At 42.0% G+C, this 24,427-nt stretch carries 27 protein-coding genes; 11 read left to right on the top strand and 16 right to left on the bottom strand.

What is annotated here, in order from left to right; genetic code table 11:
• The first annotated feature begins 330 nt into the window (after positions 1-330).
• Positions 331-1,899, top strand: coding sequence for a YjjI family glycine radical enzyme (locus H5181_RS07690; protein ID WP_182750677.1), 1,569 nt, complete (start codon positions 331-333; stop codon positions 1,897-1,899).
• Complete coding sequence (locus H5181_RS07685; RefSeq protein ID WP_182750676.1) at positions 1,892-2,854, top strand: YjjW family glycine radical enzyme activase; 963 nt, start codon at positions 1,892-1,894, stop codon at positions 2,852-2,854. Before H5181_RS07690 ends, H5181_RS07685 begins: the two co-directional genes overlap by 8 nt.
• A gap of 143 nt (positions 2,855-2,997) precedes the next feature.
• Here the strand turns inward: H5181_RS07685 and H5181_RS07680 are convergent, their stop codons facing one another.
• Positions 2,998-3,918: a LysR family transcriptional regulator gene (locus H5181_RS07680; protein WP_182750675.1), complete on the bottom strand. Its 921-nt coding sequence runs from the start codon at positions 3,916-3,918 to the stop codon at positions 2,998-3,000.
• A 505-nt stretch (positions 3,919-4,423) separates the two neighbouring features.
• Here H5181_RS07680 and H5181_RS07675 point away from each other — a divergent pair.
• Genes H5181_RS07675 through H5181_RS07660 form a run of 4 tightly spaced genes read left to right on the top strand, consistent with a single transcriptional unit; the run spans position 4,424 to position 7,178 of the window.
• Positions 4,424-5,065 (top strand): peroxiredoxin, encoded by a 642-nt coding sequence (locus H5181_RS07675; RefSeq protein ID WP_102037043.1) that lies wholly within the window; start codon positions 4,424-4,426, stop codon positions 5,063-5,065.
• Positions 5,066-5,121: 56 nt separating this feature from the next.
• Positions 5,122-5,991: an MBL fold metallo-hydrolase gene (locus tag H5181_RS07670; RefSeq protein WP_182750674.1), complete on the top strand. Its 870-nt coding sequence runs from the start codon at positions 5,122-5,124 to the stop codon at positions 5,989-5,991.
• Between the two features lie 14 nt (positions 5,992-6,005).
• Positions 6,006-6,758, top strand: a complete 753-nt coding sequence (locus H5181_RS07665; RefSeq protein WP_182750673.1) for a sulfite exporter TauE/SafE family protein — start codon at positions 6,006-6,008, stop codon at positions 6,756-6,758.
• Positions 6,759-6,773: 15 nt separating this feature from the next.
• Positions 6,774-7,178: a rhodanese-like domain-containing protein gene (locus H5181_RS07660; protein WP_011637440.1), complete on the top strand. Its 405-nt coding sequence runs from the start codon at positions 6,774-6,776 to the stop codon at positions 7,176-7,178.
• 118 nt (positions 7,179-7,296) lie between these two features.
• Here the strand turns inward: H5181_RS07660 and H5181_RS07655 are convergent, their stop codons facing one another.
• Both H5181_RS07655 and H5181_RS07650 read right to left on the bottom strand, forming a co-directional pair.
• Complete coding sequence (locus H5181_RS07655) at positions 7,297-8,163, bottom strand: MBL fold metallo-hydrolase (RefSeq protein ID WP_102037128.1); 867 nt, start codon at positions 8,161-8,163, stop codon at positions 7,297-7,299.
• 277 nt (positions 8,164-8,440) lie between these two features.
• Positions 8,441-9,085 (bottom strand): DUF3365 domain-containing protein, encoded by a 645-nt coding sequence (locus tag H5181_RS07650; RefSeq protein ID WP_259396998.1) that lies wholly within the window; start codon positions 9,083-9,085, stop codon positions 8,441-8,443.
• Between the two features lie 311 nt (positions 9,086-9,396).
• Between H5181_RS07650 and H5181_RS07645 the strand changes: the two genes are divergently transcribed.
• Positions 9,397-10,713, top strand: a complete 1,317-nt coding sequence (locus H5181_RS07645; RefSeq protein ID WP_182750672.1) for a sigma-54-dependent Fis family transcriptional regulator — start codon at positions 9,397-9,399, stop codon at positions 10,711-10,713.
• A 37-nt stretch (positions 10,714-10,750) separates the two neighbouring features.
• Here H5181_RS07645 and H5181_RS07640 read toward each other — a convergent pair whose 3' ends face one another.
• The 13 genes from H5181_RS07640 to H5181_RS07580 form a co-directional block, all read right to left on the bottom strand.
• A complete protein-coding gene (locus H5181_RS07640; RefSeq protein ID WP_182750671.1) occupies positions 10,751-11,299 on the bottom strand; it encodes a NifB/NifX family molybdenum-iron cluster-binding protein in 549 nt (182 codons plus the stop codon).
• Positions 11,296-11,562, bottom strand: coding sequence for a DUF134 domain-containing protein (locus H5181_RS07635; protein WP_244262879.1), 267 nt, complete (start codon positions 11,560-11,562; stop codon positions 11,296-11,298). The genes H5181_RS07640 and H5181_RS07635 overlap by 4 nt, the downstream gene beginning before the upstream one ends.
• A gap of 336 nt (positions 11,563-11,898) precedes the next feature.
• Positions 11,899-12,390 carry a nuclear transport factor 2 family protein gene (locus H5181_RS07630; protein WP_243638346.1) on the bottom strand — a complete coding sequence of 164 codons (492 nt, stop codon included), beginning with the start codon at positions 12,388-12,390 and terminating at the stop codon, positions 11,899-11,901.
• Positions 12,391-12,417: 27 nt separating this feature from the next.
• Positions 12,418-13,338 carry a copper resistance D family protein gene (locus H5181_RS07625; protein ID WP_182750670.1) on the bottom strand — a complete coding sequence of 307 codons (921 nt, stop codon included), beginning with the start codon at positions 13,336-13,338 and terminating at the stop codon, positions 12,418-12,420.
• A 14-nt stretch (positions 13,339-13,352) separates the two neighbouring features.
• Complete coding sequence (locus tag H5181_RS07620) at positions 13,353-13,775, bottom strand: copper resistance CopC family protein (RefSeq protein ID WP_182750669.1); 423 nt, start codon at positions 13,773-13,775, stop codon at positions 13,353-13,355.
• A gap of 115 nt (positions 13,776-13,890) precedes the next feature.
• The gene (locus H5181_RS07615) at positions 13,891-14,604 is read right to left on the bottom strand and encodes a copper resistance protein B (RefSeq protein WP_182750668.1); all 714 of its coding nucleotides are present in this window, start codon (positions 14,602-14,604) and stop codon (positions 13,891-13,893) included.
• Between the two features lie 11 nt (positions 14,605-14,615).
• Positions 14,616-16,619 carry a copper resistance system multicopper oxidase gene (locus tag H5181_RS07610; protein WP_182750667.1) on the bottom strand — a complete coding sequence of 668 codons (2,004 nt, stop codon included), beginning with the start codon at positions 16,617-16,619 and terminating at the stop codon, positions 14,616-14,618.
• Complete coding sequence (locus H5181_RS07605; RefSeq protein ID WP_182750666.1) at positions 16,616-17,131, bottom strand: DUF411 domain-containing protein; 516 nt, start codon at positions 17,129-17,131, stop codon at positions 16,616-16,618. The genes H5181_RS07610 and H5181_RS07605 overlap by 4 nt, the downstream gene beginning before the upstream one ends.
• 137 nt (positions 17,132-17,268) lie before the next feature.
• Positions 17,269-17,643 carry a hypothetical protein gene (locus H5181_RS07600; RefSeq protein WP_259396997.1) on the bottom strand — a complete coding sequence of 125 codons (375 nt, stop codon included), beginning with the start codon at positions 17,641-17,643 and terminating at the stop codon, positions 17,269-17,271.
• A gap of 169 nt (positions 17,644-17,812) precedes the next feature.
• On the bottom strand, positions 17,813-18,247 hold the full coding sequence (locus tag H5181_RS07595; RefSeq protein WP_182750664.1) for a DUF2057 family protein: 435 nt from the start codon (positions 18,245-18,247) through the stop codon (positions 17,813-17,815).
• A gap of 103 nt (positions 18,248-18,350) precedes the next feature.
• A complete protein-coding gene (locus H5181_RS07590; RefSeq protein ID WP_244262868.1) occupies positions 18,351-18,662 on the bottom strand; it encodes a hypothetical protein in 312 nt (103 codons plus the stop codon).
• Between the two features lie 193 nt (positions 18,663-18,855).
• Positions 18,856-20,112 carry a Y-family DNA polymerase gene (locus H5181_RS07585; protein ID WP_182750663.1) on the bottom strand — a complete coding sequence of 419 codons (1,257 nt, stop codon included), beginning with the start codon at positions 20,110-20,112 and terminating at the stop codon, positions 18,856-18,858.
• Positions 20,113-20,118: 6 nt separating this feature from the next.
• A complete protein-coding gene (locus H5181_RS07580; RefSeq protein WP_011637424.1) occupies positions 20,119-20,532 on the bottom strand; it encodes a LexA family transcriptional regulator in 414 nt (137 codons plus the stop codon).
• A gap of 367 nt (positions 20,533-20,899) precedes the next feature.
• Between H5181_RS07580 and H5181_RS07575 the strand changes: the two genes are divergently transcribed.
• From H5181_RS07575 to H5181_RS07560, 4 genes are read left to right on the top strand one after another with little or no spacing between them, the layout of a single operon-like run.
• A complete protein-coding gene (locus H5181_RS07575) occupies positions 20,900-22,012 on the top strand; it encodes an ABC transporter permease (RefSeq protein WP_182750662.1) in 1,113 nt (370 codons plus the stop codon).
• A 2-nt stretch (positions 22,013-22,014) separates the two neighbouring features.
• Positions 22,015-22,779, top strand: a complete 765-nt coding sequence (locus tag H5181_RS07570) for an ABC transporter ATP-binding protein (RefSeq protein WP_011637422.1) — start codon at positions 22,015-22,017, stop codon at positions 22,777-22,779.
• Entirely contained in the window at positions 22,776-23,759 is a 984-nt protein-coding gene (locus tag H5181_RS07565) for an MlaD family protein (protein ID WP_182750661.1), read from the top strand. Before H5181_RS07570 ends, H5181_RS07565 begins: the two co-directional genes overlap by 4 nt.
• Positions 23,760-23,763: 4 nt before the next feature.
• Positions 23,764-24,363 carry a PqiC family protein gene (locus H5181_RS07560; protein ID WP_182750660.1) on the top strand — a complete coding sequence of 200 codons (600 nt, stop codon included), beginning with the start codon at positions 23,764-23,766 and terminating at the stop codon, positions 24,361-24,363.
• Positions 24,364-24,427 lie beyond the last annotated feature (64 nt).

Below are 24,427 nucleotides of genomic sequence, written 5' to 3'. Positions count from 1 at the left end.
TGCTACAAAACCAGTAACACCCTACTTAAAAAGCGTTCGTCACATTACCCCAACAATTTCAAGTTTGCCCGCTCAGCGCTCAGCAACGTAGTAATGTAGTAATGTAATAATCTAATAACGTTCCTCTTTATCGATTGCGATTTTTCTGCCTCTCATTGTTTATAGGGTTCATTACTCCTAGTCCACATGTTCTGTCATTTAGGATGTGATCTTCATCATCGGATTTCGATTTTATCAATGCCAACGTCTGCTATTTTCACTGTTTAAACCTCCTACCTTTCAGTAGATTAGTTGTTATCAAGCATTCATCTATAAAAAGTGAGTTTCATCATGACATTACAAGATAACATTGAGAAAATAGTCACCCACCCTCACCTTTCTCCAAAGCAAAAATCGAATTATTTAGCATTAGAAGCTGAAAACAGTCTGCCTTATGTGCCGGTGTCTGAACGGGTAAATAATGCCATGAAACAAGGTATTATCTGCGATATGTTTGAAGGTCATGCGCCATTTAAACCGCGTTATGTGTTGCCAGATTATGCCAAATACCTGCAGCAAGGATCTGAGTATTTGGAGCTGTCGCCCGCCGAAGACTTTGATGACGCCTTAAATGCATTAACCATTCTTTATTTTCATGTGCCATCGGTGACGAATATCCCAGTTTACTTAGGCCAATTAGATACGTTATTAATGCCTTTTACACAGGGGCTTGATGCTGAAGCCATCTATCGTAAGCTCAAGCGGTTTTGGATATTACTCGACCGCACGTTACCCGATGCGTTTATGCATGTGAATATTGGCCCAACAGATAACATTATTTGCCGAACCATTTTGCGTATAGATGCAGAATTACAACAAATAGCCCCCAACCTAACCTTCATGTATGACCCTGCCGTAACGCCAGATGATTTATTATTTCAGACCACCAGCAATATTTGTCAATGCGGTAAACCTCACATTGCCAACTATCCGCTACATGCCGACGCCTTCGATGCTCGTGGTTTTGGGATTGTCAGTTGTTATAACGCATTACCGTTAGCTGGCGGAGCCAATACCTTGGTGCGCGTTAACCTCAAAGAAGTCGCTCTAAACGCTAACAGTATTGATGATTTTTTTGCCCAAACGCTGCCATATTACAGCCAACTCGCATTCGAGCTTATTGAAGCTCGTTCTGCATTTTTACACCAACAATCTCATTTCTTTGACAGTTTTTTAGTTAAGGAACAGTTGATCGATGAATCTCGCTTTGCACCTATGTTCGGTATTTATGGTATGGCTGAAGCGGTCAATATTTTACAAGCCTTACTACCTAGTGCTGCTGAGATTACAACTGCTAATGTCGCAAGCAAACTCAATACAGGTTACGGCCATAACCCAGATGCAAATGAACTTGGACTTAGAATATCTGCAGCTTTAGACAACATAGTAAAGTCGACACCAGTCACTTACGGTTATAACGGTCGCGCCTTATTGCATTCTCAAAGTGGCATTAGTTTGGATAAAAATGTCACCCCTGGCGTGCGTATTCCCTATGGCTCAGAACCAGACCCCATTAGTCATATTCAAGCACTAGCTAAACATCATCAATATTATACTGCCGGAATCAGCGATATTCTAACCATAGATGAAACCGTTAAAGCTAATCCTCAAGCGATGTTCCAACTCTGTAAAGGCGCCCTTAGTTCAGGTTTTAGAGAGTTTAGTGCCAACGTTGCTAATAACGATTTAGTCCGTGTTACTGGTTATATGGTTAAACGCTCGGACATTGAAACTTTTAAGCAATGCGGTTCACGCACCAACACCACAGGGTTAGCTGCTGAAGCCGCAATAAATACGGGGATATTTCAACGCCAAGCTCGAGTAATTGCTCACGAACAGGCTCCTTTTATTCATGAGTAAACATGCCTTTGTCAGTCAAATACTGCCATTTTCCTGTGTCGACGGGCCTGGCAGTCGTTTGGTGATATTTTTGCAAGGCTGCAACTATCAATGCAAAAATTGTCATAATCCTCACACCATCAGTTTGTGTGATGCTTGTGGTGACTGCATTGATAGCTGCCCTGAACAGGCGTTGAGTCTTATTCATTCACAAGCTTTGCCGTTACCCCAAATGCGGTCACAAGAAATGTCGTTACATGGAGATCCAATACCAGTTAATCATTCACCATGTAATTCTCCAAGTAAGCCCCATATTGTCTGGGACAGCACCAAATGCAGTCAATGCGACACTTGCCTTGCGGTATGCCCTAGACAATCGACGCCTAAAACGTCTCATTACACCGTTGAGCAAATGTTAGAGGTTATCTACGGACAACGTCATTTTATCAATGGAATTACACTCAGTGGCGGCGAAGCGAGCTTACAATTGCCTTTTATTATTGAGCTTTTTAGTGCGATAAAGTCCTCAGAACATTTATCCCATCTGAGTTGTATGCTCGACACCAATGGCAGTTTGAGCTCAACAGGTTGGCATAAGCTACTGCCATTTTTAGATGGCGCAATGGTTGATTTAAAAGCATGGCAACAAGATACCCATCATTACATCACAGGGCGTGATAACCACCCGGTGTTTACGTCAATCGAGTTACTGACTCAGCACAATAAATTGTATGAAGTAAGACTGTTACACATTCCCGGGATCACAGATTATGAGCATGATATTGACGCCCTAGGCGGGTATTTATCTAACCTCCCCACGGAGACTCGGGTGAAGTTAAATGCGTTTCATCATCATGGTGTTAAAGGCATAGGCTCTACATGGCCACAATGTACTCAAGCGGATATAGCGCGTTTAGCAAATCAACTTACTCAGCGAGGAGTAACCAATATCGTCTTACCGTCGCTGTATATCTAAACTCTATATTTAGCGCCTATAGGTAACGTCTATATGCAACTGAGGTTGAATAAATGGCTAACACGGCTTTGCTTCGATTTAATGTTAAATAAATCCGATGATAAAGTACCATTTAATCAATACATAAAATCGTATTGGTACGGTTAACGACTGCAAAGTAATATTTGTTCATACAGCCAACGATGAGCAGGGTCGTTCATGCTTTGCCGATGCCACACAAGGCTATAAGCAACTTTGCCATAATCGATCGGTAACGGTTTGATCAGTAATCCTTGGGCTTGCTTGGCTATTGAGGCCCAGTGGCGCGAACAGGTAAATAGCAGTTCACTGTGATGGCACATTAACGCTGCGCTGCCAAAGTCAGGTACCGAAATCGGTATCGCCCGTTTTTTTGATTGCTGTGCCAGTAAAATATCAAAAAATGGTGTGCTCAAATCAGTATCTGTTATGCCGATATGGCTGAAATTTAAGTAGTCATCAAGGCTAATAGTCTGCTTTGAAGCCAATGGATGGCTAGCACTCATTAGGCAGACCATTTCATCGTTGATTAAGGTTTCCCAGACTAAGTCTTCATCGATATTGGTTGGTTGGCTTAAGTCATGTGGCAAAAGAATAAAATCCAACGAGCCCTTTACTAAGCCGTCAAAGCCGATGTTGTCTTTATTGTAAATATCGATATGGATATTGGGCGCTAAGTTGAGAATATGTGCCGTTAATGTGGCGGCTAATAACTCAAATGTGCTTTCGCGCATCGCCAGCGAAAAGCTACCTTGATAATGTTGTGGCTTGAACACATCCTGGTTCATGATCTGATTCATATCATTAATCATCTGCTTAACACTTGGGCCTAGTCGTCGTGCTAATGCAGTGGCGATGAGTGAATTGCCATGACGATAGAATAATTCATCATGCAAACTTTCTCTTAGCTGACTTAAGGTTTTACTCACCGACGATGGGCTTAGACATAACCGTTCAGCACAGACTGTGACACTAAGGGTATCAAGCATCACATGCAAAGTGATCAAGTGTTTCATACTGATACGTGAAAGCTTGGCCAATTCCATTGCGAATTACTCTTTATAAGTCATGTATTTGTTTACGAAAATATAAACCTAAATCACTTTGCGGTATACGCTTCACAAGCATAATCAAGACCCGCTTCACATTGCTAACGGTTAAATATAATTTTTACCGAAATCAGCTCTGTTTTTTTATTCATCTAATGTGGTTTTATGCACAGACTTGTCGATTACACGCTCAAAAATCTTACTAGTAACACCAATATTGTTTGTTCGGTTTAGCGATTGTGACAGTTAATGTAGTCATTTTTGTCTTTTGCGCCATTTATGACACGGTTAAAACATGACTTATAGTGTGGCTCATGTAAAAAGCTATCTAGCAACTAATCACGAAATAAGTTTTTATTTTTAAAATCAAATGCTTAAATTGAATCAGGTTGTTTATTATCATCTAACCGATATTGGCCTAGCTATTGCTATTATTAAGTATGCTTGCAATCTATTTTACAGATTAACGCTAACTTAACTTAATCATTATTGGAGTAATAACATGACTGACTCTATTGTTTCTTTCCCGCAATTAAACCGCCCAGCCCCTGCGTTTAATGCAAAAACAACACATGGCATGCGTTCACTTACAGATTATAAAGGCAAGTGGCTAGTGTTGTTCTCTCATCCTGCAGATTTTACCCCTGTTTGTACTACTGAGTTTATTGGGTTTGCTCAACGAGCTGAAGAATTTGCCCACATCAACACAGAATTATTAGGTTTATCCATCGACAGTGTTCATTCTCACATCGCTTGGGTACGTAACATTGAAGAAAACTTTGGCGTTGACATTACCTTCCCGATTATTTCCGACTTATCAATGGAAGTGGCTAAAGCTTACGGCATGATCCAACCCGGTGCGAGCGACACATCTGCCGTGCGCGCAACCTTTATTATCGATCCCGAAGGTGTGTTACGTGCCATGGTGTATTACCCAATGAGCAATGGTCGTTCTATAGATGAATTTGTTCGATTAGTAAAAGCGCTGCAAACCAGTGATGCCAATGGCGTTGCAACTCCAGAAAACTGGCAGCCTGGCGATGACGTTATAGTGCCACCGCCAGCAACTACTGCTGACGCTAAAGCACGATTATCCCAAGGTTACGATTACGTAGATTGGTATTTCAGTAAGAAGTCTCTTTAACACGTTGCAAGCTCAGGGACGCTTAGTCCCTGTGCACTATTTAACAGGAGCTTGTGATGATTTCAACATTTAGTGTCCATGAATTTTTAGATGAAGACAGTGAAACGTTCACTTATGTCGTTGCTGATAATACAACATCGTTTGCTGTCATTATTGACCCTGTTTTAGACTTTGATTATAAATCAGGTCGAACAGACACACGAAATGCTAATCGGGTTTTACATTGGATTGAACGTCAAGAGCTAACCGTAAAATGGATACTTGAAACCCATGCTCATGCCGATCATTTATCTGCTGCCAGTTATTTACGTGACAAAATTGGTGGCCAAATTGGTATTGGCGAGCACATCACCAAAGTACAACAGACCTTTAAAAAGGTATTTAACCTAGACGCTAGCTTCTTGCCTAACGGTAGCCAATTTGATCATCTATTTAAACATAATGAGCTGTTACAAGTCGGTAATATGACCATTCGTGTTATGCACACACCGGGTCACACTCCGGCTGATCTTGCTTATATTATTAATGAGCAGGCCGCCTTTGTTGGAGACACCATTTTTATGCCCGACGTGGGTACCGCCAGATGCGATTTCCCCGGTGGGGATGCCAATACTTTGTACGATTCAATTCAAACATTATTTACCCTACCAGAAAGCACTGATATCTATGTGTGTCATGACTACCCTACTGAAGGGCGCGGACATCAATTTAAAACTCAAGTTATCCAACAGAAACAGCACAATATCCATGTGAATGACACAATGACCAAATCTACTTTTGTGACGCTTCGTCAACAACGAGACGCCACATTGCCCATGCCCAGGCTGATATTGCCCGCGATTCAAATCAATATTCGCGCAGGGCAAATGCCTGCACCTGAAGACAACGGCACTGTGTATTTAAAAATCCCGATTAACCTGCTTTAAGCTTAAGAGTAATCATGATGATACAAGCAATCATTGGCGCATTATTAATTGGTTTAGTGCTCAGTGTATTAGGGTCTGGTGGCTCTATTCTTACCGTTCCGGTGTTGCTTTACCTTATTGGAATGCAACCCCAATTAGCTATCGCTTCGTCATTGTGCATTGTGGGTGCCATCAGTTTAATCAGCAGTATGGGCTTTATTAAGCATAAAAAGGTCTCTTGGCCTCATGTGCTTTTGTTTGGTTTACCGGGCATGGCAGGCACCTATTTAGGCGCATGGCTAAGCAGCTTTTTTAGTAGCGACATACAACTTACTGTGTTTGTCATTTTGATGCTCATCGGCGCGGTGATGATGTGGCGAAATCAATCTAGCCGCTATAAAGCGGGCAAACTGAATATTGCTAAAATCTTGGCGCAAGGATTAGCGGTTGGGGTTGTCACCGGTTTTGTGGGTGTAGGTGGTGGTTTTTTAATTGTGCCTGCACTGGTGTTACTTGGCGGCATTGAAATGTCGCTGGCGATTGGTACCAGCTTACTGATTATTTCAATGAACTCACTGGTCGGTTTTGCTAAATATTACTCATTACTTTCAAGTAAAGGGTTTGAGTTCGATTGGTCGATTATTGCCATCATGATTGCTGGCGGACTTGTAGGCAGTATTGTCGGCCAATGGATAAACCAATATTTACCCAAAGCAGTTTTACAAAAAATATTTGCCGTGTTTTTAGTGCTAATGGCGCTATTCATTGTAACTAAATCCATTATTTGACATCACGAGGTACACATGAAAACTGCCCAAGAATACATAAGTGAGATTAAAACCCACATTATTGAAGTGAGTACCCAAGAATTGCTGACGGCAATGCTTAACCCTGATGTGATCATTATCGATGTTCGTGAGCATGATGAGTTTACGACGGGCCATATAGAGGGTGCAGTGAATTTTCCTCGTGGCGTATTAGAGATGAAAATACACGAGCATCCTTTAGTCAGTCATCACTGTGAGTGGGTATTGGCATTAAATGAATTAGCTGATAAGGACATATACCTTATTTGTCGAACCGGTGGCCGTTCTGCACTGGCTGCTGCATCATTACAGGATATGGGCTTTAGCAAACCTATGTCTGTCGCCGGTGGCATGATGCAATGGCAACAAGATGGCTTTCCATTGGTGCCTCATAAGAAATAAATTAACTTAACATGAGTTAGCGTTATGTGGCTCATGGCTTATTATTTACTGATGGCTGCGGTTAATGGCTAACGGTATTAATTGTTAACGGTGCTAATGGCTGATTGTGTATTCACTTTTAGAGTTGGTTAAGCGGGATTTTAAGATAGTAGTTATCCCTACCTTCAGCTATTGGCATATTACCCGCACGAATATTAATTTGAATTGCGGCTAATAATAGTTGTTGTATCTCAGAGCCAATATGGCGTTGTTGATGCCGTTTAATAAACTCTGCTAGAGTGACTTTCCCCCCTACCACACTGTTATAGCGTTTTTGGGCAATCACCGATGTTTCTAACCCATTATCTGCACGTTTTTGTGCATGTGGATCATGGCCAACAAATACCCTAGTGCAATTTGGTAATGCCAATATTCGTTGTATTGAATGGTACAAGGTTATTGCGCTGCTATTAGGGAAATCAGCATTAACGGTGCCTAACTCCGGCGTAGACAAAGTATCGCCAACAAACACAACATCTTCAATAAGATAACTCACGCAGGTTGGTGTATGACCCGGTGTATGCATAATGTGAATATCTAAATGCCCCAGTTTAATGAGTTCTTCATCCACAAATAATTGTTCAAATTGCTCGCCATTACATTTAAAACTATCATCAAGATTCAGTAATCGCTTAAAGGTATGCTGAACTTTGGTGATGTGCTCGCCAATTCCGGTCATCCCTCCGCGTTTTTTCTTGATATAACAGGCCGCAGAAATATGGTCGCTGTGGGCATGGGTTTCTAAAATCCATTCAACTTCAAATCCATGTTCATCGATATGCTCAATGATGCTATCAGCAAAACTCGTGCTTATGGTGCCAGACGCCATGTCAAAATCTAAAACAGGATCAATAATCGCACATTGACGGGTAGCAATATCTGTCACCACGTACGTAATCGTATGGCTAGCTTGATGATAAAAAGGATCGATACGGATTCTACTCATGACACATTAACTCCCAACACAATACACAGGTATTTGTCAGATAAAGCCTCAGATTAATATTGGTAATATTCTCAACATCATTGAGTCAATGACTGAGGAGGGTTAATCACTACAGCATGATGTTAAATTAAACCATTAATGTAAACTGCGGATTAAGTCGCAACAAACAGCGAATTAATAAGCATTATATGATTTAAGCTCCGAAGAATAAGGCTTAATGATAAAGCCTTATTCACGCGGTGGTCTGCTAGTGTTCATTTTCGGCTATGGTTTTCGACTATGGCTTAGCAGTAACCGATGATGCAGGTGTTTCGATATCTTTTTTCAGTGAAAATGCGCCACGAATATCACCAAGGGAAAAGTTAATCGCTTTATCATCTGGATAGGTTTTGCTCAGCAATGCACTCACTTCCGGTTCAATATTACTGCCATGGCAACCTAAACATAATTGTTGCGCTGGTATGGCCTTCATATAACGAAACTGAGTTTTACCTTCATTGACGATAAACTCACTTGCCACTATGGGCTTATCTTCAGGTTGTTGTCCGGAGGCATTCACCAGCTCAAATTGCTGTAATTGCGATAACTCCCATTCATCTGGCGTATTGTCTGAATTACGCACACGCAAACTTGTTCGAGTCAGTGTCCAGCCCTCTTTCGAGTTTTCAGCGGCAATGGCAGGTGCAACCGATTTACACACCGACACCGCATTGATTAAGCCACCTTGTTTAATTGCAGCCTGTAACTGACCTTTTAACGCTTGGCTAAATTCGGCAATACGTTGATTAGCCTGTTGCTCAAGCACCTGCTGTTCCGTTAGTGATTCAGCATGGCAAAGGCTGCTCATGCCAGCAATCACTAATAACGCACTGATGTTACGTGCATTTAAAACCGTTTTTTTGTGCTTTGATGTTAATTTCATTATTTGTCATCCTCGTCTTCAAGTCGGGCAATTCCCATTAACTTAAGGGCATAATTTTCGTACATGGGTTCACTACTGCCAGGGCACCGTTCGGTCATAAGCGCTATAACACAATGAATACAAAGCTTGTGCCATATCACGCTAGTAAGGTTTAATCGCTTAAAATCATTAGCTTAAACAATATTGAAATTAACAGGATGCCCATGCTAGGTTGTTGAGTGACAAATATGACATCATAATGACATTTATCGTGCTATTAATGTCATTATAAAGGTTGGCCGATTAATATAAATCGCAAGCGAGAGTAACCAATGAACAACACCACCGTTGTACAATCTATGATAAACGCCATTGATAAACCGGCGATTTTTATTACTCCCGATTATGTGATCCATGCGGTTAACCAAGCCTATAGAGAAACCTATGATGCCGACGTCATTTTAGGCCAAAGTAAATGCCATCATATCTCTCATCACAGTGACCAACCTTGCGATAAACACGGTGAGGAATGCCCGTTATTACAATGCCAGAGTACTAACCGAGCTGCCAGTGCAGTGCATATTCACAGCACAGTGCAAGGTAAGTCTTACTGCGACATTTTAATGAAACCCATAAAAGATAACAGTGGCATGGTATTGGGGTTTCTAGAGATTTTAGATGCTATAGATTACGCATCGACGGAATCAAAAAAAGGCACTATGGTCGGTCAGTCAGCGCCATTTAAACAGATGCTCAACAGGATTAATCGAGCATCTCAATCCAATATAGCGGTACTGTTACAAGGTGAAACTGGTTCAGGTAAAGAGTTAGTCGCTAAAGCGGTACATCAGGCCAGCAACCGAAATGATAAACCATTTGTGGTGATTGAATGTACTGGGCTGAGTGAAAACCTGTTTGAAAGTGAGCTGTTCGGTTATGAAAAAGGTGCATTTACAGGGGCGACAAGCAGTAAAAAAGGCTTGATTGAAATAGCGCACGGTGGAACGGTGTTTTTTGATGAAATTGGCGATGTACCGATGAACATGCAAGTGAAGTTACTCAGGTTACTTGAAACCCAGTGTTATCGTGCCGTCGGCGGATTAAAACAGAAACGTTCTGACTTTAGGCTAGTCAGTGCCAGCCATAAGAATTTACTCGATTTAGTAGAAAAAGGTGAATTTAGGCGCGACCTGTATTACCGCATTGCAGGGTTTCCGATTTACTTACCCTCGTTACGTGAGCGTTATGATGACATTCCAACGCTGGTGAATCACTTTATAAAATATTCTGATTACAAGCATAAAAAGTTTTCGAGCAATGCATTAACTCTTTTGGGTCGTTATGCATTTCCGGGAAATATTCGCGAATTGAAAAATATTATTGAGCAATCGGCACTTATCGCCAATGAGGATGTTATACACAGCAGTGATTTACCTGAAAGCGTTCAACTTAGTCGCACATCTACGGATGAAACAATTGCTGTAAAACTTAACACCGAACTGATGACGTTAGATGACATGGAATGTGCGTACCTTTCGCAGGTATGTGAGCAATATGCAGGATCGCCAGCCGAACTAGCGATAACGCTTAATATCAGTGTGCGTACCTTATATCGAAAATTACAACGCTATGGTTTAAAGCTTAGCTAGCCACCACAGCGCTGTGACAAAACATGCCTAGTGATCATTAATGAGCAATTAGTGGATGTTTTTTATTACAGCAACGTTTCATTGTAGTTGTTTCATTCGCGAATTCAGATATAGACTCGCAGCAACGTTTATGTGTCCCCGAGTCAGATTGGTTATGACAGTCTTCTTCACCATGAGCGTGTTGATGATCATGCTCATGGTTACAGCAACCACCATTGGCTTTCTTAGCAATATTATTGATTGATGGTCGCCCCTGACTTGCCTCGGTAAATGGCTCACAGTCCGCTAAATGACCACTAGCAAAATACTCTATTGCTGTGCGACCATTTTTTGCGTGAAATACACTCAACTGTTGGCTTAATAACTTAGATAAAAGCTGCTGGCCAATGTTGCGTATGATGACGCGATCCGCTCCATTTTCCAGTATCATACTGACCAATTGTTGTTTACCTTCACATCCTTCTGTTAATGCTGGGTTGGCAAAGCTCCCTTTTACTTGGCCTTGCTCATCCATAAATAGCATCTCATCGGCACGGCTAAAGTGGTTGGCAATATGTTGGTCTTTCATTGGTATAGCGGTAATCATAATTTCTCCTCCGGTGCATTTTTCATTAACAGTGCTTTACCGTGGGTTAAACAGTCCATTAATTTAAAACGCGCAGATTTAAGTACATTGGCTAACGTTTGGCGCGACACTCCTATTTGAATAGCCGCGTGCTGTTGTTGCATTTTCAATAAATCAACCAAGCGTAATGCTTCAAACTCATCGCTATCTAACGTAATCTGTTCGGGTTGCTTCATCGGAATACCATTGGGCTTGAAACAACTGTTGGCAGGGACACCACAGATTGTTCGTTGAATTTTGGTCTTGGCATAATCGGCTTAATTTATTGGCATATGCTATATATACGCCAATAAATAGCATATGCCAATAATGATTTTGATTATGGTTTAAGTTTTGTGACGCGTGACATTATTTATGATGACAAGTATTTTACCTGTCATAAGGCGTGCGAGGATTAAACAAAACGATGAAGGATGGTAAATGGATTGACTTAAAAAAAATGGAAATCCTTTTCCATAAAATACCATGTTATTACATGATATGAGTCTTTGTGGTTTTCTTGGGAGCACCTACAAAGTGGCTCGAGATAATCCTTTATCTACATGATGAACTTGTTATGTTTACGACCAGTGCACGTGAGTTATTTTCCAACGACCATCCGCTTGTTTAATTAACACAAGCGTTTCCATGGTCATTGAGTCAATACTTTTACCTTTATATTCACCTTGGGCGTGACTTATTGACGTTGAAATAGCAATGTCACCCGTAATCGTTATTTGGTGTTCTTTTGGCGTTATGGTTAACCCTTTTAAGTAGGCCATATCCGCAAGCATGTGATGATTGGCATACTCCGTAAGTGAACGTTCTACTTTTCCACCTTCATAAATTTGCACATTGGCTGCTAATGACTGCCTGACAATAGCCTCGTTGCCCATTTGTAATGCAGCATGAAATTGTTTGACGACATTACCCGCGGCGGAATCAACACCGATAAACGCTTTTTGTTCTATGGGGTGAGTTTCATCACCATGGGCAAAGCTCAATGAGCTTTGTCCTGCTGACATCAGTAATATCCCGGTCGTTATGAGTATTGTTAAAGGGCTATTTTTCATTTTTATCTCTCTGTTAATGTATAGTGATTATCCAAGGCTCATAGGACCTAGCACGCTCGAAAGTACCGCTGTTGTCGCTAATATCAGTACTGCTATTAATGCTTCTAATCCAATCGATTTTTGTAGTTTTTGTTTTGCGAGTGATGTGTTCGCAATCGTTAATTTCGGTACTAAAACCAATTTATGCCATGCTGCTATAAGCAAAATGATAGCCACCAAACAGAGCTTGATGGTGACCGCAATACCATAATTGGAACTGAATAATTCAGTGGGACTATCAAACAACATCCACACCATTCCCATGCCTGAAAGCAACACTAGAATGACAATCACTATGCCTAAACGACCAAATGTATCCATGACATTTTTTATGACGATGTTGTCATAGACGTTGTCATTACTGTGGTCATCGGTGCTACATAATTTCCATAATGGATAAAAAGCGCCTATCCAACTGCCAATGATTAACACGTGTATCAATATTAAGCCTTGAGCAAGCAATCCCAGTTCAGTGCTGTGGCCAATAAAAGTAAACGTGACAGCAATTAACAGACAGCTGAGAATCGCTAATACCGCAAAAAACGTTTTGATATAGCGGTTCTTATGTAACAGTAAACCACTAGCCACTAGCATTAACCCAAAGCCGATTAAGCGCCAAAACACCGTTTGCCCTACCTGGGTTGGCCACAGAAAAGCATGCATCTGCGCATCGAATATTCCCATCAAGCCACTTTCAGCAAAAGCCCCTACTTGAGCAAAATAGTTGATACTGACGGCAATCAACCCCAAAACGGCACCTACGCCGGTATATTTTGCAACGCTAATACCAAGGTTCGGTTGACCCTTAATGAGATATTGCATCAATGTGCCGCCAATAACGGCGGCAACACTCAGATAGATAACCCATTTAGATATCAACACCGATATTTCAAATACGGTTAATATCATGTTTACTCATCCACTTATTGATGTGCAGTGTGCTCGCTAGTCTCATGCTCCATTGTCATAGGCGGTGCACTGCGAGTGTTTATGCCAGAGTCGTGAAGCATAAAGCTCATGTTGCCTTTCATCTTATGACCGTCATCACCCATGATCATCCAGTTAACCGTGTAATTAGCTGCGCTTAATGCTGGCAGGGTGAATGAAAATGCTGCTTGGCTGGTCGCACTTGAAGGTAATGTTAGCGGTACGCTTTGCTGCTTCTCATCTTGCATTGTTAATTTGACCAAACGTACCGGAGCCGTAAAGGTCAGTTCAAGCGTTGTTGGGGCTTGACTTAGCATGGCACCGTTAGCGGGCATAGAACTGCCCAGTCCGACATGAGCAAATGCTGAAGCACTCAGGAATAGACTTGTTACGACTAAAACGTTGTTAAATAATTTCATGATATTTCCTTTTATATTGTTTTTAACGATCGAAAAACGGTTTACATAAATGATTAAATATTGGCTTAGCTAACATCTTGGCGCCAAGCTTATAACTCAGTGTACGAACGAGGACTTAGAACCACGCTCTAAAACCAATAACAAACTGGGTTTCTTGTGTATCTTCCCCTTCACTTCGAGCGTAATCGGCGGTATTACCGAGCTTCTGACGCCAATCCACACCGATATAGGGTGCGAACTCTCGAACAATCTCGTATCTCAATCGCAGCCCAGCACTGACGTCAGATAAGCCTGAGCCTATTCCAAGTTCAGCATCGTCCTTACCAAATAAATTAACTTCTACTTCAGGTGTTAATATCCACTTTTGAGTGATTAACAGTTCATATTCTGCACTCAAACGCATAGCCGTACGGCCTTGTTCACCGATGAATAAAGCCGCGTCAATATCAAAAAAATATGGCGCTAACCCTTGAACCCCAATCACAGCCCAATTACGGTTCGGAGTCGGTTTGATATCGGTTTTAATACCGAATTGTACATCCCAGTATGGTGCGATGGGCTTACTGTAAAGAGCCTGAATTTCAAGGTCTTGCTTATCACTATTTGAATATTCACCTTCGGTTTTAAGCCACAACTTATTCAAATCGTAACCTAACCAGGCTTGTGCACTAAACTGGGTGGGATCTTGCGGATCCACGCCTTTTTCAAATTGATCCAGCATGACTTTGGTTAATAGAGGATCATCATTACCGCCGGCAAACACAGCTGAGCTAGTCAATGAGGCGCTCAGACTCAACAGTCCCAAGGCCATTAAATTCGTTTTATTCATCTGTATTCCCCTTATTTCACCACGACTTTTCTGAACATGCCTGGCATGTGGAATAACAAGTGGCAATGATATGCCCATTGCCCTTTGGCATCGGCGGTGACTAAGTAACTGATCTTAGAGCCCGGCTGAACTAATACCGTGTGCTTACGGGGAATAAAATCAGCATCGCCTGTCTCTAACTCACTCCACATACCATGCAAATGCATAGGGTGAGTCATCATCGTGTCGTTCACTAAGGTGATCCGCAGTCTTTCTCCGTATTCAAACTCTAATGGCGCGGCGTCCATAAATTTCACCCCATTTACAGACCACATGTATCGGTTCATATTGCCGGTTAAATGCAGTTGAATTTCGCGGCTAGGTTGGCGCGTGTCGTAGGTAGGATGTAAGCCTTTAATATCGCCATAAGTTAATACTTTGCGATTAAATTGTTGTTGATGGTCACGCAGTCCTATCCCGGGATCGTGTAAACCACTTTTTGGCGCATCGGCACGCATATCCACTTGTGGGCCGAACTCGGTGTTAATGTGTTTAATTTCATTGTTACTGCCAAAGCCTGCAAGCCCTAGTCCTGAGACTGTCGCTTTCGCAGCGTCCATAGCCATTTTGCTGTGATCCATGCCTGACATATCACCGCCACCCATAGCCATCTTGCTATGATCCATGCCTGACATCTCACCGCCGTCCATAACCATCTTGCTGTGGTCCATGCCAGGCATATCACCGCCGTCCATAGCCATCTTGCTGTGGTCCATGCCTGACATATCACCGCCGCCCATAGCCATCTTGCTATGATCCATGCCTGACATATCACCGCCACCCATGTCCATTTTGCTATGATCCATACCACTCATATCCATGCCCATATCACTGTGGCCAAGGACTGGCCTTGGATCCATTGGGGGAATAGGAGCATGTAAACTGGCATCTGAGGTAAGGTTACCTACCGTAAAGCCGGTACGGTCGATACTCTGAGCAAAAATACAATAGGCATTATCAACCTCTGGCTCAATAACCACATCATAGGTTTCAGCAACACCGATTCGAAATTCATCCACAGAAACCGGTTGAATGTTCTGACCATCACTGGCGACAACACTCATTTTGAGACCCGGTATACGCACATCAAATATGGTCATCGCAGAACTATTTATAAAGCGTAAGCGCACCTTCTCACCTTGTTCAAACAACCCTTGCCAGCCCTGTTGCGGAGGATTGCCATTCATTAAATAGGTGTAAGTTGAACCCGTAACATCAGATATGTCTCTGTCACTCATGCGTGCGTTATTCCACATCGAACGAGCGTTCCACGTATTGGCTAAGCCATTTTTATTCACGTCAGAGAAAAAATCCATTACCGTACGCTCACGGTAATTATAGTAATCGGCTTGTTTCTTTAATTTGGCATAAATGTTTTCAGGGGCTTCGTCAGACCAATCAGACAGCATGATCACATAGTCACGGTCATATATGACCGGATCGGGGGTCGCTGGATCAATCACAATAGCGCCGAATAAACCGGTTTGTTCTTGATAGCCTGAATGACTGTGATACCAATATGTGCCACTTTGCTGGACGGTAAATTGATACTCAAATGTTTCACCGGGTTTAATGCCATCAAAGCTAAAGCCAGGCACACCGTCCATTTCGGTGGGTAAAATAATACCGTGCCAGTGAATAGAACTATCATGGTCGAGATTATTTTTTACTCTTAAGGTGACTGTTTCACCTTCTTTCCAACGTAATAACGGCGCGGGCAGTAATTGGTTTACCACAGTCGCTCGAGCAGATTTTCCGGTAAAATTAACCATTTTATAGTCAATTGATAAGTCAAACACTTTGCCAGAAAGCTGGCTCAACGATTGGCTTAACGCATTGGCAAAGGCATTTTTAGGGAAAGGGATCGACATCAATGCCAACATGGCGGATGCACCAAACACAAACCGGCGTCGGCTGTTGTTGAGTTCACTGTTTGTCGTTTGAATCATGGGTTTTATCATGTATTGAGATTTCATTGCACAGACTCCTCAAGCGAGTTCACTTGGGCGTAAACCTGGCTACTGCCATCATTTTTCAACAGTAAGACTTGGTATGGCATAAATTTATCTTGGTACTCCATACCTGGGCTGCCCACAGGCATAGCGGGTACGGTTAGGCCGATAGCATCTTTAGGGGGGGTGGCTAAAAAACGACTAATGAATTTTGCAGGGATATGCCCTTCAAACACATAACCTTGAGATGACACTGCGGTATGGCAAGATTGCATTGAAGCAGGAATACCCTTTGACTGTTTAAACTCATAAAGGTTGTTAATATTGTGGGCATTAACACTAAATCCACGCTCACTAATATGCGTTAGCCATTTTTCACAACAGCCACAATTGGCATCTTTATAAACAGTGAGTAATGGCGCCGTAGTGTCGGGCTCCGCTGCATTGGCAGGTAACATCCCTCCCATAATTTGCAGAATAAAAATAGTACCTATGACACGAAAAAAACGAATAGAATTGCGATATAGAGCAGACATAATATTGCCTCCAAATCAAATTTCGTCACATTAAACAACGCGGTTTAATGTCAGTTTATTAACCGAAAAAGTTAAAAAATTGAAACTACATGATTGGCTAGGACAGTTAGCAAAAAAAAGGCGTAACTGTGCCTATGTTAGGCAAATATTGGAGGACGGTATAAAGATGAAAAATACTGAGGCATTAGTGCTGAGGTAAACATTGTTGCAGAATTAACTAAGCTGACTTCTGATTTAAGCGTTGGCATTGCCATCGTTAAACCTACAGATAAACATGAGCCGACAGGACAATGGCAAGTTTGAGCACAACAATTATCACTCTCATTATCACTCATATTATTCATGGCATTCTTTTGCATATTCATGTCATGACAAGCATTGTTATTATCTGTCGATAATGTTGACTTTGTCATTGAGCTCATTGGCATATTAGCTGACATAATCACAGACGCAAAAGCCTGACCGACAAACGTCAGTAAGACAAACATCATGATTAAGTGGGCTTTACGCAAAATATACTCTCCAAAAACAACAGCAAATAGAATAGTGAAATGTATTATCTTAAACAAGGGTTATTTTAACTTGTTTTACTTAGTATTGACTATAAACCTACGTGCAGCACATAGGTCAAGCAAGTTTTTATAACGATAGAGCGCTATGTAAGCGCCCTATCGATTTTGACTATTGTTGCATCATTTGACTGTGTTGTTTCATGATAATAGCCATTAACTCTTCGTGATTAACTAATTTCACGTTTTCACCTTTTACGCTGGCGCGGTCTAAGGTTATCATCGGTGATGCAATAAATTTCTTTGCATTAGTTGAAGAGAAAATTTCTTTGCTACGCACTTGAATATCTTCATCTTTAGTTAGATGTAAACTCCAATATAACGCATCGGATTTAATAAAATTCGTATCGTCTGCTCCTGATGAAAACACATCATAAAACTGTAATTCTATTAGATGTTGACCAGGAGACACCTCCATTTGGGCACTATTTGATACCGATTTACCATCGATCGCGGTAAAAATTAAATAGTCAGGTAATGAAATTGTGGCAGCCATAGATACTGAGCTAGCTAAAGATAATAGTGTGATCGCAATGAATTTTTTCATAATAAACTCCGTTAACTTTTTGATACTTATAGTTTTTGATGCTTATAGTTGAAGCAACAAAAATCTTTATAAATTAATGTGGGTAACTAATAAAAATAAAGAATTAAGCTATCGGAGGTGGATTTTGGCTTACTAGAATGGTGGGAGTTGATGCCCATAAAGACGAACTCACTTTAGCACTTGTTAGTGGAGCATCGGTGAGATTTGTTGCTGATATCAAAAATGCATTCGCGACAGCATGACAATGGCTAATGCATTGACTCATATCGTTTAAACAACAGTCACCGTTAGTGTCGCAGTCACCTTGCATCATCGTTGATTGCTGCATGCTACTCGACTGCATATCTGACATAGCCATTTCATTAGACATAGCAAAACTTGGAACAAGTAATTGTCCAAGTAGTGAAATTATCATTGCTATGTTTAACAGCGTATTTCGCATTATGTCGGCCATATGATGAGTACGATTTAACATTAACAATTTAACTAGAGCGATAATCAGAGCTGAATCACATTTTAAGATTTAGCCATAGTTGAATGCCCTTTACCTTACATGTGCTATGGCAGAGTAATACCACTGTTACAATAAACCTTAGTAATAAAAAATCTTAGCATTTAATGCTGGGTAAGCATTTCCATTGGGTTGAATATTGAGGTGTGAGTAAATCACGGCGCATGGCCCATTTTTGTTGTATCCCTTGTGCAGCCAAAAACACTGTATCGCGGCCGTATCGTTGGTTGATGCCGTCAAGCGTGTCCATTAATGCATAATTAACCTTCGCGGTATTAAATAAATCAAATTGAAAATGTTTCTCGCTGGTTAAATCAACTAGGCCTACACCAATTTTGTAATAACGAACACCATTGCTAAATAATCTCGGGGCGGCGTCGGTCATGGCTTTGGTGAGTTCAATGGTGCAATTGGTTGGACATGGAAAATGGACGATAACTTTATAACTCACAGGCCGTTCGTCATGGGGCGAATTACTGGCAAATAACAACATGGTTTTACAATGTGAGCCTTGTTGACGAGCTTTACTTGCTGCGATGCCAACATGTTTACTCAATGCCTGTAATAGCGATTCAAAATCGCAAATACGTTCGCCCACACTACGGGTGGAGAAAATTTGTTTTTTATCTGCCCTAGCCTCATCCCATTGTTTACACACTTCTCCGTTAAGTTCGCGTACCGTGCGTTCAATTTCAATACTAAATTGTTTTCTGGCCAAACTGGGTGGCATAGAGGCGAGATCGTATGCGCTGCGAATATTCATCAATTCAAGCTTTTTACTGATGAGCCTGCCAATCCCCCACACCTCTTTTACGGCAAGTTGGCGTAAAATATCATTGCGTTGATGCGCAGTGTCGATAACGCACACTCCTTTGTATCCCGGGATTTTTTTAGCGGCGTGATTGGCTATTTTAGCTAAGGTTAACGTTTGCCCCATGCCCACACAAACCGCCAGGCGGGCTTCTTTCCAAACTGCGCGACGAATTAACTGACCCTGGGTATACAGGCATTTGATAGCAGGATAACTGTGTTTAAAAGACAGAAAGCTTTCATCGATGGAGTACACATGCTGTTCTGGCGCAAAACGGCCTATTATTGCCATCATCTTTGCCGATAAATCGGCATACAATTCATAATTAGATGAGCACACAATGACATTGCGCTGAACGCATAATGCTTTAGCTTGAAAGTAAGGCAAAAACTTCTCAATACCCGCCTCTTTTGCTTGCCGATTAGCAGCAACAATACAGCCATCGTTATTGCTCAGCACAATAATCGGTCTGCCGCGCCAGTCAGGGCGAAAAACCTGTTCTGCACTGCAATAAAAAGCATTGGCATCGACTAAGGCAAACATTGTTACCTAACCTTTTTTGCTGATAAGCAGTGGGCTTTGACGATGACAACGAATCGAGCGAATAACCACACCTTCAATACTAAAGTCATCATAGTCGCAGATGGTCACAGGTAAATGTTGCTCATTAGACGACATCAGCATTCGCCGATGCATGTCGAGAATTTTACACACAAATTCACCATTAAAATTAGCCACTATCACGTCGCCATTTCTAGCCGTTTCATGGCGGTCGACAATCAATAAGTCACCATCATATATTCCCACTCCTTGCATCGACTCACCTTGGGCTAAGCCGATAAAAGTGGAACTTGGATGCTGGATTAATATCTCATCAAGGCTGAGGCCTAACTGAAGATACTCAGCGGCAGGTGATTCGAAACCAGTAATGCCGGCGCTGGCTGCAATGGGAATAACGCGCATATGACAACCTCTAATATAATATATACTGTATAAAAACACACTGTATAAATAAACAGTATATATTAGCGTTAAATTTTGTCAGCGCAAGTTTATTTGCTTTAAATCGCGACAAGCGGCAGTTATTTTCAATTGTTAGCGTCATTTTTATTGCCTCTGCACAACGACATCGGTCCATAACTAAAGCTTCTTCAATGTAGCAAAGCGTCAATACATCAAAGTGATAGCTTCATTATTGATGAAATAATATGTCCAAGGTCAAAATATAATCAGTAAGCTTGGTCTACACTGTTAACAGGAGCAAAAATCAAGCTAACCTGTTTATAAAACAAACGAATATACTTATTTCATATTGGCTCGGGGGTCTAGCATGACACTCGCAACATTCCATATCGACATGCACGATGATAACTGCTTACTGAACCTTGCTGGTGATTGGCAATTAGGCCAAGCACCGCTAGGCGCAGATATTTGTGCTGAGCTGCCATCCAATTGCCAATCTATCACCTTAATCACCACAGAATTATCCCACTGGGATTCAAGCCTCGCCATTGCCTTATTACAATTATCTCGCTGGTGTGAGCAGAAAAAAATACCACTAGACACCCAACAAACACCTCAAGGATTGCAGCAATTACTGCAACTGGCTACCGATGTTCCTGTTTATCAACCCACTAATGATGGCGCTATTGGCGGATTGTGGCCGACCTTACGCCGAAGTCTTATTAAGCAAGGCTTACAGGTGCACGATGGATTAGTATTCGTTGGCGACTGTACCTTGGTATTAGGCCGTTGGTTGGGAGGTAAAGCGAGGACTCGTAGAAGTGATATTGTTTTTTTTATCGAACAGGCGGGGCCTAAAGGACTTGCGATTGTTACTTTAATTAGCCTGCTCGTGGGAATGATTTTGGCTTATTTAGGTTCGGTACAGCTGCGTCAATTAGGCGCCCAGGTATATGTGGCTAATTTAGTGGCTATCGGAATGGTGCGTGAAATGGGTGCTCTAATGACAGGCGTTATTATGGCCGGCCGAACCGGAGCTGCTTATGCGGCGCAGTTAGGCACCATGCAGGTTAATGAGGAAATTGATGCGCTGCGAGTAATGGGCATTCCTACCATGGAGTTTCTGGTTTTACCGCGATTATTAGCATTAATTTTCATTATGCCACTAATGTGTATTTATTCAGATGTAATAGGCATGCTTGGCGGTGCGTTAGTTGCTAACGGGATGGGCGTAAGTTATACCCAGTATATTTTGCAAACCCAGGTTGCGATTGATTGGGTAGATATTTCTACCGGTTTAATAAAGAGTTTAATTTTTGGGTTTTTAATTGCGATTGCGGGTTGCCAGGCGGGACTGCTTTGCGGACGTGACTCTAATGCCGTTGGCTTAGCGACAACCCAGGCTGTGGTTAAAGCCATTGTTTTTCTGGTTGTTGCCGATGCGGCACTTAATATCTTGTACGATAAATTAGGGATCTAGCCATGGTTGATGATGCCTTTATCAGTGTACGTAATCTTTCAGTCGGCTACGGCAGTACCGAGGTGCAAAAAAAACTCAACTTCGACATTAATAAGAATGATATCTTTTTTGTCATTGGCGGCAGTGGTTGTGGCAAAACAACCTTGCTGAAATCGATGGTGGGATTACTCACACCACTAAAGGGTGAAGTACTCTATCAAGGCAAAAACTTTTATGAGGCAGATGAACCCACGCAGGTAGCAATGCTCAAAGATTGGGGCATTACCTTCCAAACTGGCGCATTGTTTTCGAGCATGTCGCTTGGCGAGAATGTGGCGTTACCCATGCAGCTCTATACTGACCTTTCGGAGCGACAAATTGCCGAAGCCGTCGCCTATAAACTGGCTCTTGTCGGCTTAGCGGGCTTCGAGAAATTTTATCCTGCCGAGTTAAGCGGCGGTATGCACAAACGCGCAGGATTAGCACGGGCGCTGGCATTAGACCCTCAATTGTTATTTTTTGATGAACCCTCTGCAGGTTTAGACCCTATTAGCTCGATGCGTTTAGATCAATTGATCGTGCAAATATGCCAGGCGTTAGACTCTACCGTGATCATTGTGTCCCACGAGCTGCCCAGTATATTGTCAATCGGCACTCGCTGTGTATTTCTGGATAATGAGACCAATACTATGCTCGATTGTGGTGACCCACGAGAATTAAAAATACACAGTAGCCAGCCTAGGGTTCGTCAATTTCTCAATCGTACCGAAAAATCGGAGATCTCATGAGTAAAAGCCAACGACTTCCGCTCGCGATTGGTGCCTTTATTTTAGGCGCTATTATCTTAGTATTTATAGCATTACTGTTCTTTTCTGGTGGGCGTATATTTGCAGAGAAAGCCCCGGTAGTGATGTTTTTTAACAGTTCAGTGCAAGGGTTACAGGTAGGCGCACCGGTAAAATTAAAAGGGGTCATAATAGGTGAAATAAGCGATATCAGTATCGATTTCCCCAACGACAGTAGCCAGGGTGTCACGGCTGCGGTTCATGCCGACTTATTGTTGAAACGTATCAATATTAAGGGGATCCAAGTAGGTGAAGAGTTTTTTTCACACGCCATCGATAACGGCTTACGCGCCCAGCTGAATTATCTGAGTTTACTCACCGGACTACTGTATGTTGAGCTGGATTTCTTTCCCAACACCTCGCCAGTATTCCATGGAGAAAAAGACCAATTATTAGAATTGCCGACCATCGCGACTGATTTCGAATCGCTGTCGAAAGACCTGCAATCGTTAGACTTAAAAAGTTTAGTCAACAATGTCGATAATTTGGCCCAGCAGCTCAGTGACATTGCCGCCAGCGGAAAAATACAGCAAGTACTGGATAATTTTGATAATGCAGCCAAAGCAGTTAAAAGCACCGCGATTAACTTAGACAACACTCAAGCAGCATTAGGTAAAAATGGGCTTGAAGTGCTGCTAAAACTCGATAATTTACTGGTGCAATTAAATCATGATGAACCCAAGCTAGTTGAGTCGCTAAACCATAGTTTAACTGAATTACGCAGTACACTATTAAGCATTAATCAGCTTGCAAACCAAGCAGGCAATACACTCGACCAAAACTCACCCTTGTTGATAGAACTCACCAATACATTGGAAGAAATCCGCCGCACAGCTCGATCGCTACGAAGCTTGAGCGAAACCTTAGATGAACAACCTGAGGCCATCATACGCGGCAAAAAAGCCCTACCTTTAGGAGAATAATGTCATGGAAAAATATGGAGTTTGGAGCATTAACTGGGGGATCGGTTTACTGCTATTGAGTTTAGTGAGTGGCTGCCAAAGCTCTCCCGAAAAACAATACTTTGTGTTAACGGCAATGCCCAGCCAAATGGTATCTGGCAGTACTGCGTTAGAGCATGACATTGGTATCGGGCCAATTGACGTAGCCGAATACCTACATTTTACGCAGCTGATGTATCAACTGGACGATGGTAGCCTGCAACGATTTGCCAATAGTTATTGGGCTGAACCGCTTGAACAAGGTATCAGCCGAGTCATGAGTATCAATCTAAGCCAAGGAGATCGCCGTCGTAATCTGGTGTTATTTCCTTGGCGAGCAAACAACACTCCCCAGTACAGCATTAAAATCAAGGTTACTTCCCTCAACCGAGATGGCAATAACGCCAGACTCAATGCCAACTGGGAGCTAACAAACAATCCATTAAACCAAACATTGGCAAAACAAAATTTTATCGCGGTCACTAATGCAGGTTCGACGGCAACGGAGTTGGTCAGCGCGTACAGCAACTTATTGGCTCAGTTGGCTAAGGAAATTGAAAAATCATTACCACAAAATTCAGATTAAACACTCCAGCCTACTGTCAGCATTCTCGCGTCAGAGTTGTTGTGCAAGCTTTGTTTTATGAGCG

The organism is Shewanella sp. SG44-2, from assembly GCF_014164215.1.
Taxonomy (GTDB): Bacteria; Pseudomonadota; Gammaproteobacteria; order Enterobacterales; family Shewanellaceae; genus Shewanella; species Shewanella frigidimarina.
Note: the sequence above shows the minus strand (reverse complement) of the source record. Positions and strands in the feature narration are given on the sequence as shown.

Bases quoted from the DNA above. Each gene is read 5' to 3' on its own strand.
- H5181_RS07690 (WP_182750677.1), top strand. From the start codon at position 331: ATGACATTACAAGATAACATTGAGAAAATAGTCACCCACCCTCACCTT.
- H5181_RS07620 (WP_182750669.1), bottom strand. From the start codon at position 13,775: ATGAAATTATTTAACAACGTTTTAGTCGTAACAAGTCTATTCCTGAGT.
- H5181_RS07585 (WP_182750663.1), bottom strand. From the start codon at position 20,112: ATGTTTGCCTTAGTCGATGCCAATGCTTTTTATTGCAGTGCAGAACAG.
- H5181_RS07675 (WP_102037043.1), top strand. From the start codon at position 4,424: ATGACTGACTCTATTGTTTCTTTCCCGCAATTAAACCGCCCAGCCCCT.
- H5181_RS07630 (WP_243638346.1), bottom strand. From the start codon at position 12,390: ATGAAAAATAGCCCTTTAACAATACTCATAACGACCGGGATATTACTG.
- H5181_RS07660 (WP_011637440.1), top strand. From the start codon at position 6,774: ATGAAAACTGCCCAAGAATACATAAGTGAGATTAAAACCCACATTATT.
- H5181_RS07610 (WP_182750667.1), bottom strand. From the start codon at position 16,619: ATGAAATCTCAATACATGATAAAACCCATGATTCAAACGACAAACAGT.
- H5181_RS07575 (WP_182750662.1), top strand. From the start codon at position 20,900: ATGACACTCGCAACATTCCATATCGACATGCACGATGATAACTGCTTA.
- H5181_RS07655 (WP_102037128.1), bottom strand. From the start codon at position 8,163: ATGAGTAGAATCCGTATCGATCCTTTTTATCATCAAGCTAGCCATACG.
- H5181_RS07565 (WP_182750661.1), top strand. From the start codon at position 22,776: ATGAGTAAAAGCCAACGACTTCCGCTCGCGATTGGTGCCTTTATTTTA.
- H5181_RS07560 (WP_182750660.1), top strand. From the start codon at position 23,764: ATGGAAAAATATGGAGTTTGGAGCATTAACTGGGGGATCGGTTTACTG.
- H5181_RS07625 (WP_182750670.1), bottom strand. From the start codon at position 13,338: ATGATATTAACCGTATTTGAAATATCGGTGTTGATATCTAAATGGGTT.
- H5181_RS07580 (WP_011637424.1), bottom strand. From the start codon at position 20,532: ATGCGCGTTATTCCCATTGCAGCCAGCGCCGGCATTACTGGTTTCGAA.
- H5181_RS07640 (WP_182750671.1), bottom strand. From the start codon at position 11,299: ATGATTACCGCTATACCAATGAAAGACCAACATATTGCCAACCACTTT.
- H5181_RS07570 (WP_011637422.1), top strand. From the start codon at position 22,015: ATGGTTGATGATGCCTTTATCAGTGTACGTAATCTTTCAGTCGGCTAC.
- H5181_RS07665 (WP_182750673.1), top strand. From the start codon at position 6,006: ATGATGATACAAGCAATCATTGGCGCATTATTAATTGGTTTAGTGCTC.
- H5181_RS07670 (WP_182750674.1), top strand. From the start codon at position 5,122: ATGATTTCAACATTTAGTGTCCATGAATTTTTAGATGAAGACAGTGAA.
- H5181_RS07650 (WP_259396998.1), bottom strand. From the start codon at position 9,085: ATGAAATTAACATCAAAGCACAAAAAAACGGTTTTAAATGCACGTAAC.
- H5181_RS07680 (WP_182750675.1), bottom strand. From the start codon at position 3,918: ATGGAATTGGCCAAGCTTTCACGTATCAGTATGAAACACTTGATCACT.
- H5181_RS07605 (WP_182750666.1), bottom strand. From the start codon at position 17,131: ATGTCTGCTCTATATCGCAATTCTATTCGTTTTTTTCGTGTCATAGGT.
- H5181_RS07645 (WP_182750672.1), top strand. From the start codon at position 9,397: ATGAACAACACCACCGTTGTACAATCTATGATAAACGCCATTGATAAA.
- H5181_RS07685 (WP_182750676.1), top strand. From the start codon at position 1,892: ATGAGTAAACATGCCTTTGTCAGTCAAATACTGCCATTTTCCTGTGTC.
- H5181_RS07615 (WP_182750668.1), bottom strand. From the start codon at position 14,604: ATGAATAAAACGAATTTAATGGCCTTGGGACTGTTGAGTCTGAGCGCC.
- H5181_RS07590 (WP_244262868.1), bottom strand. From the start codon at position 18,662: ATGATAATTTCACTACTTGGACAATTACTTGTTCCAAGTTTTGCTATG.
- H5181_RS07595 (WP_182750664.1), bottom strand. From the start codon at position 18,247: ATGAAAAAATTCATTGCGATCACACTATTATCTTTAGCTAGCTCAGTA.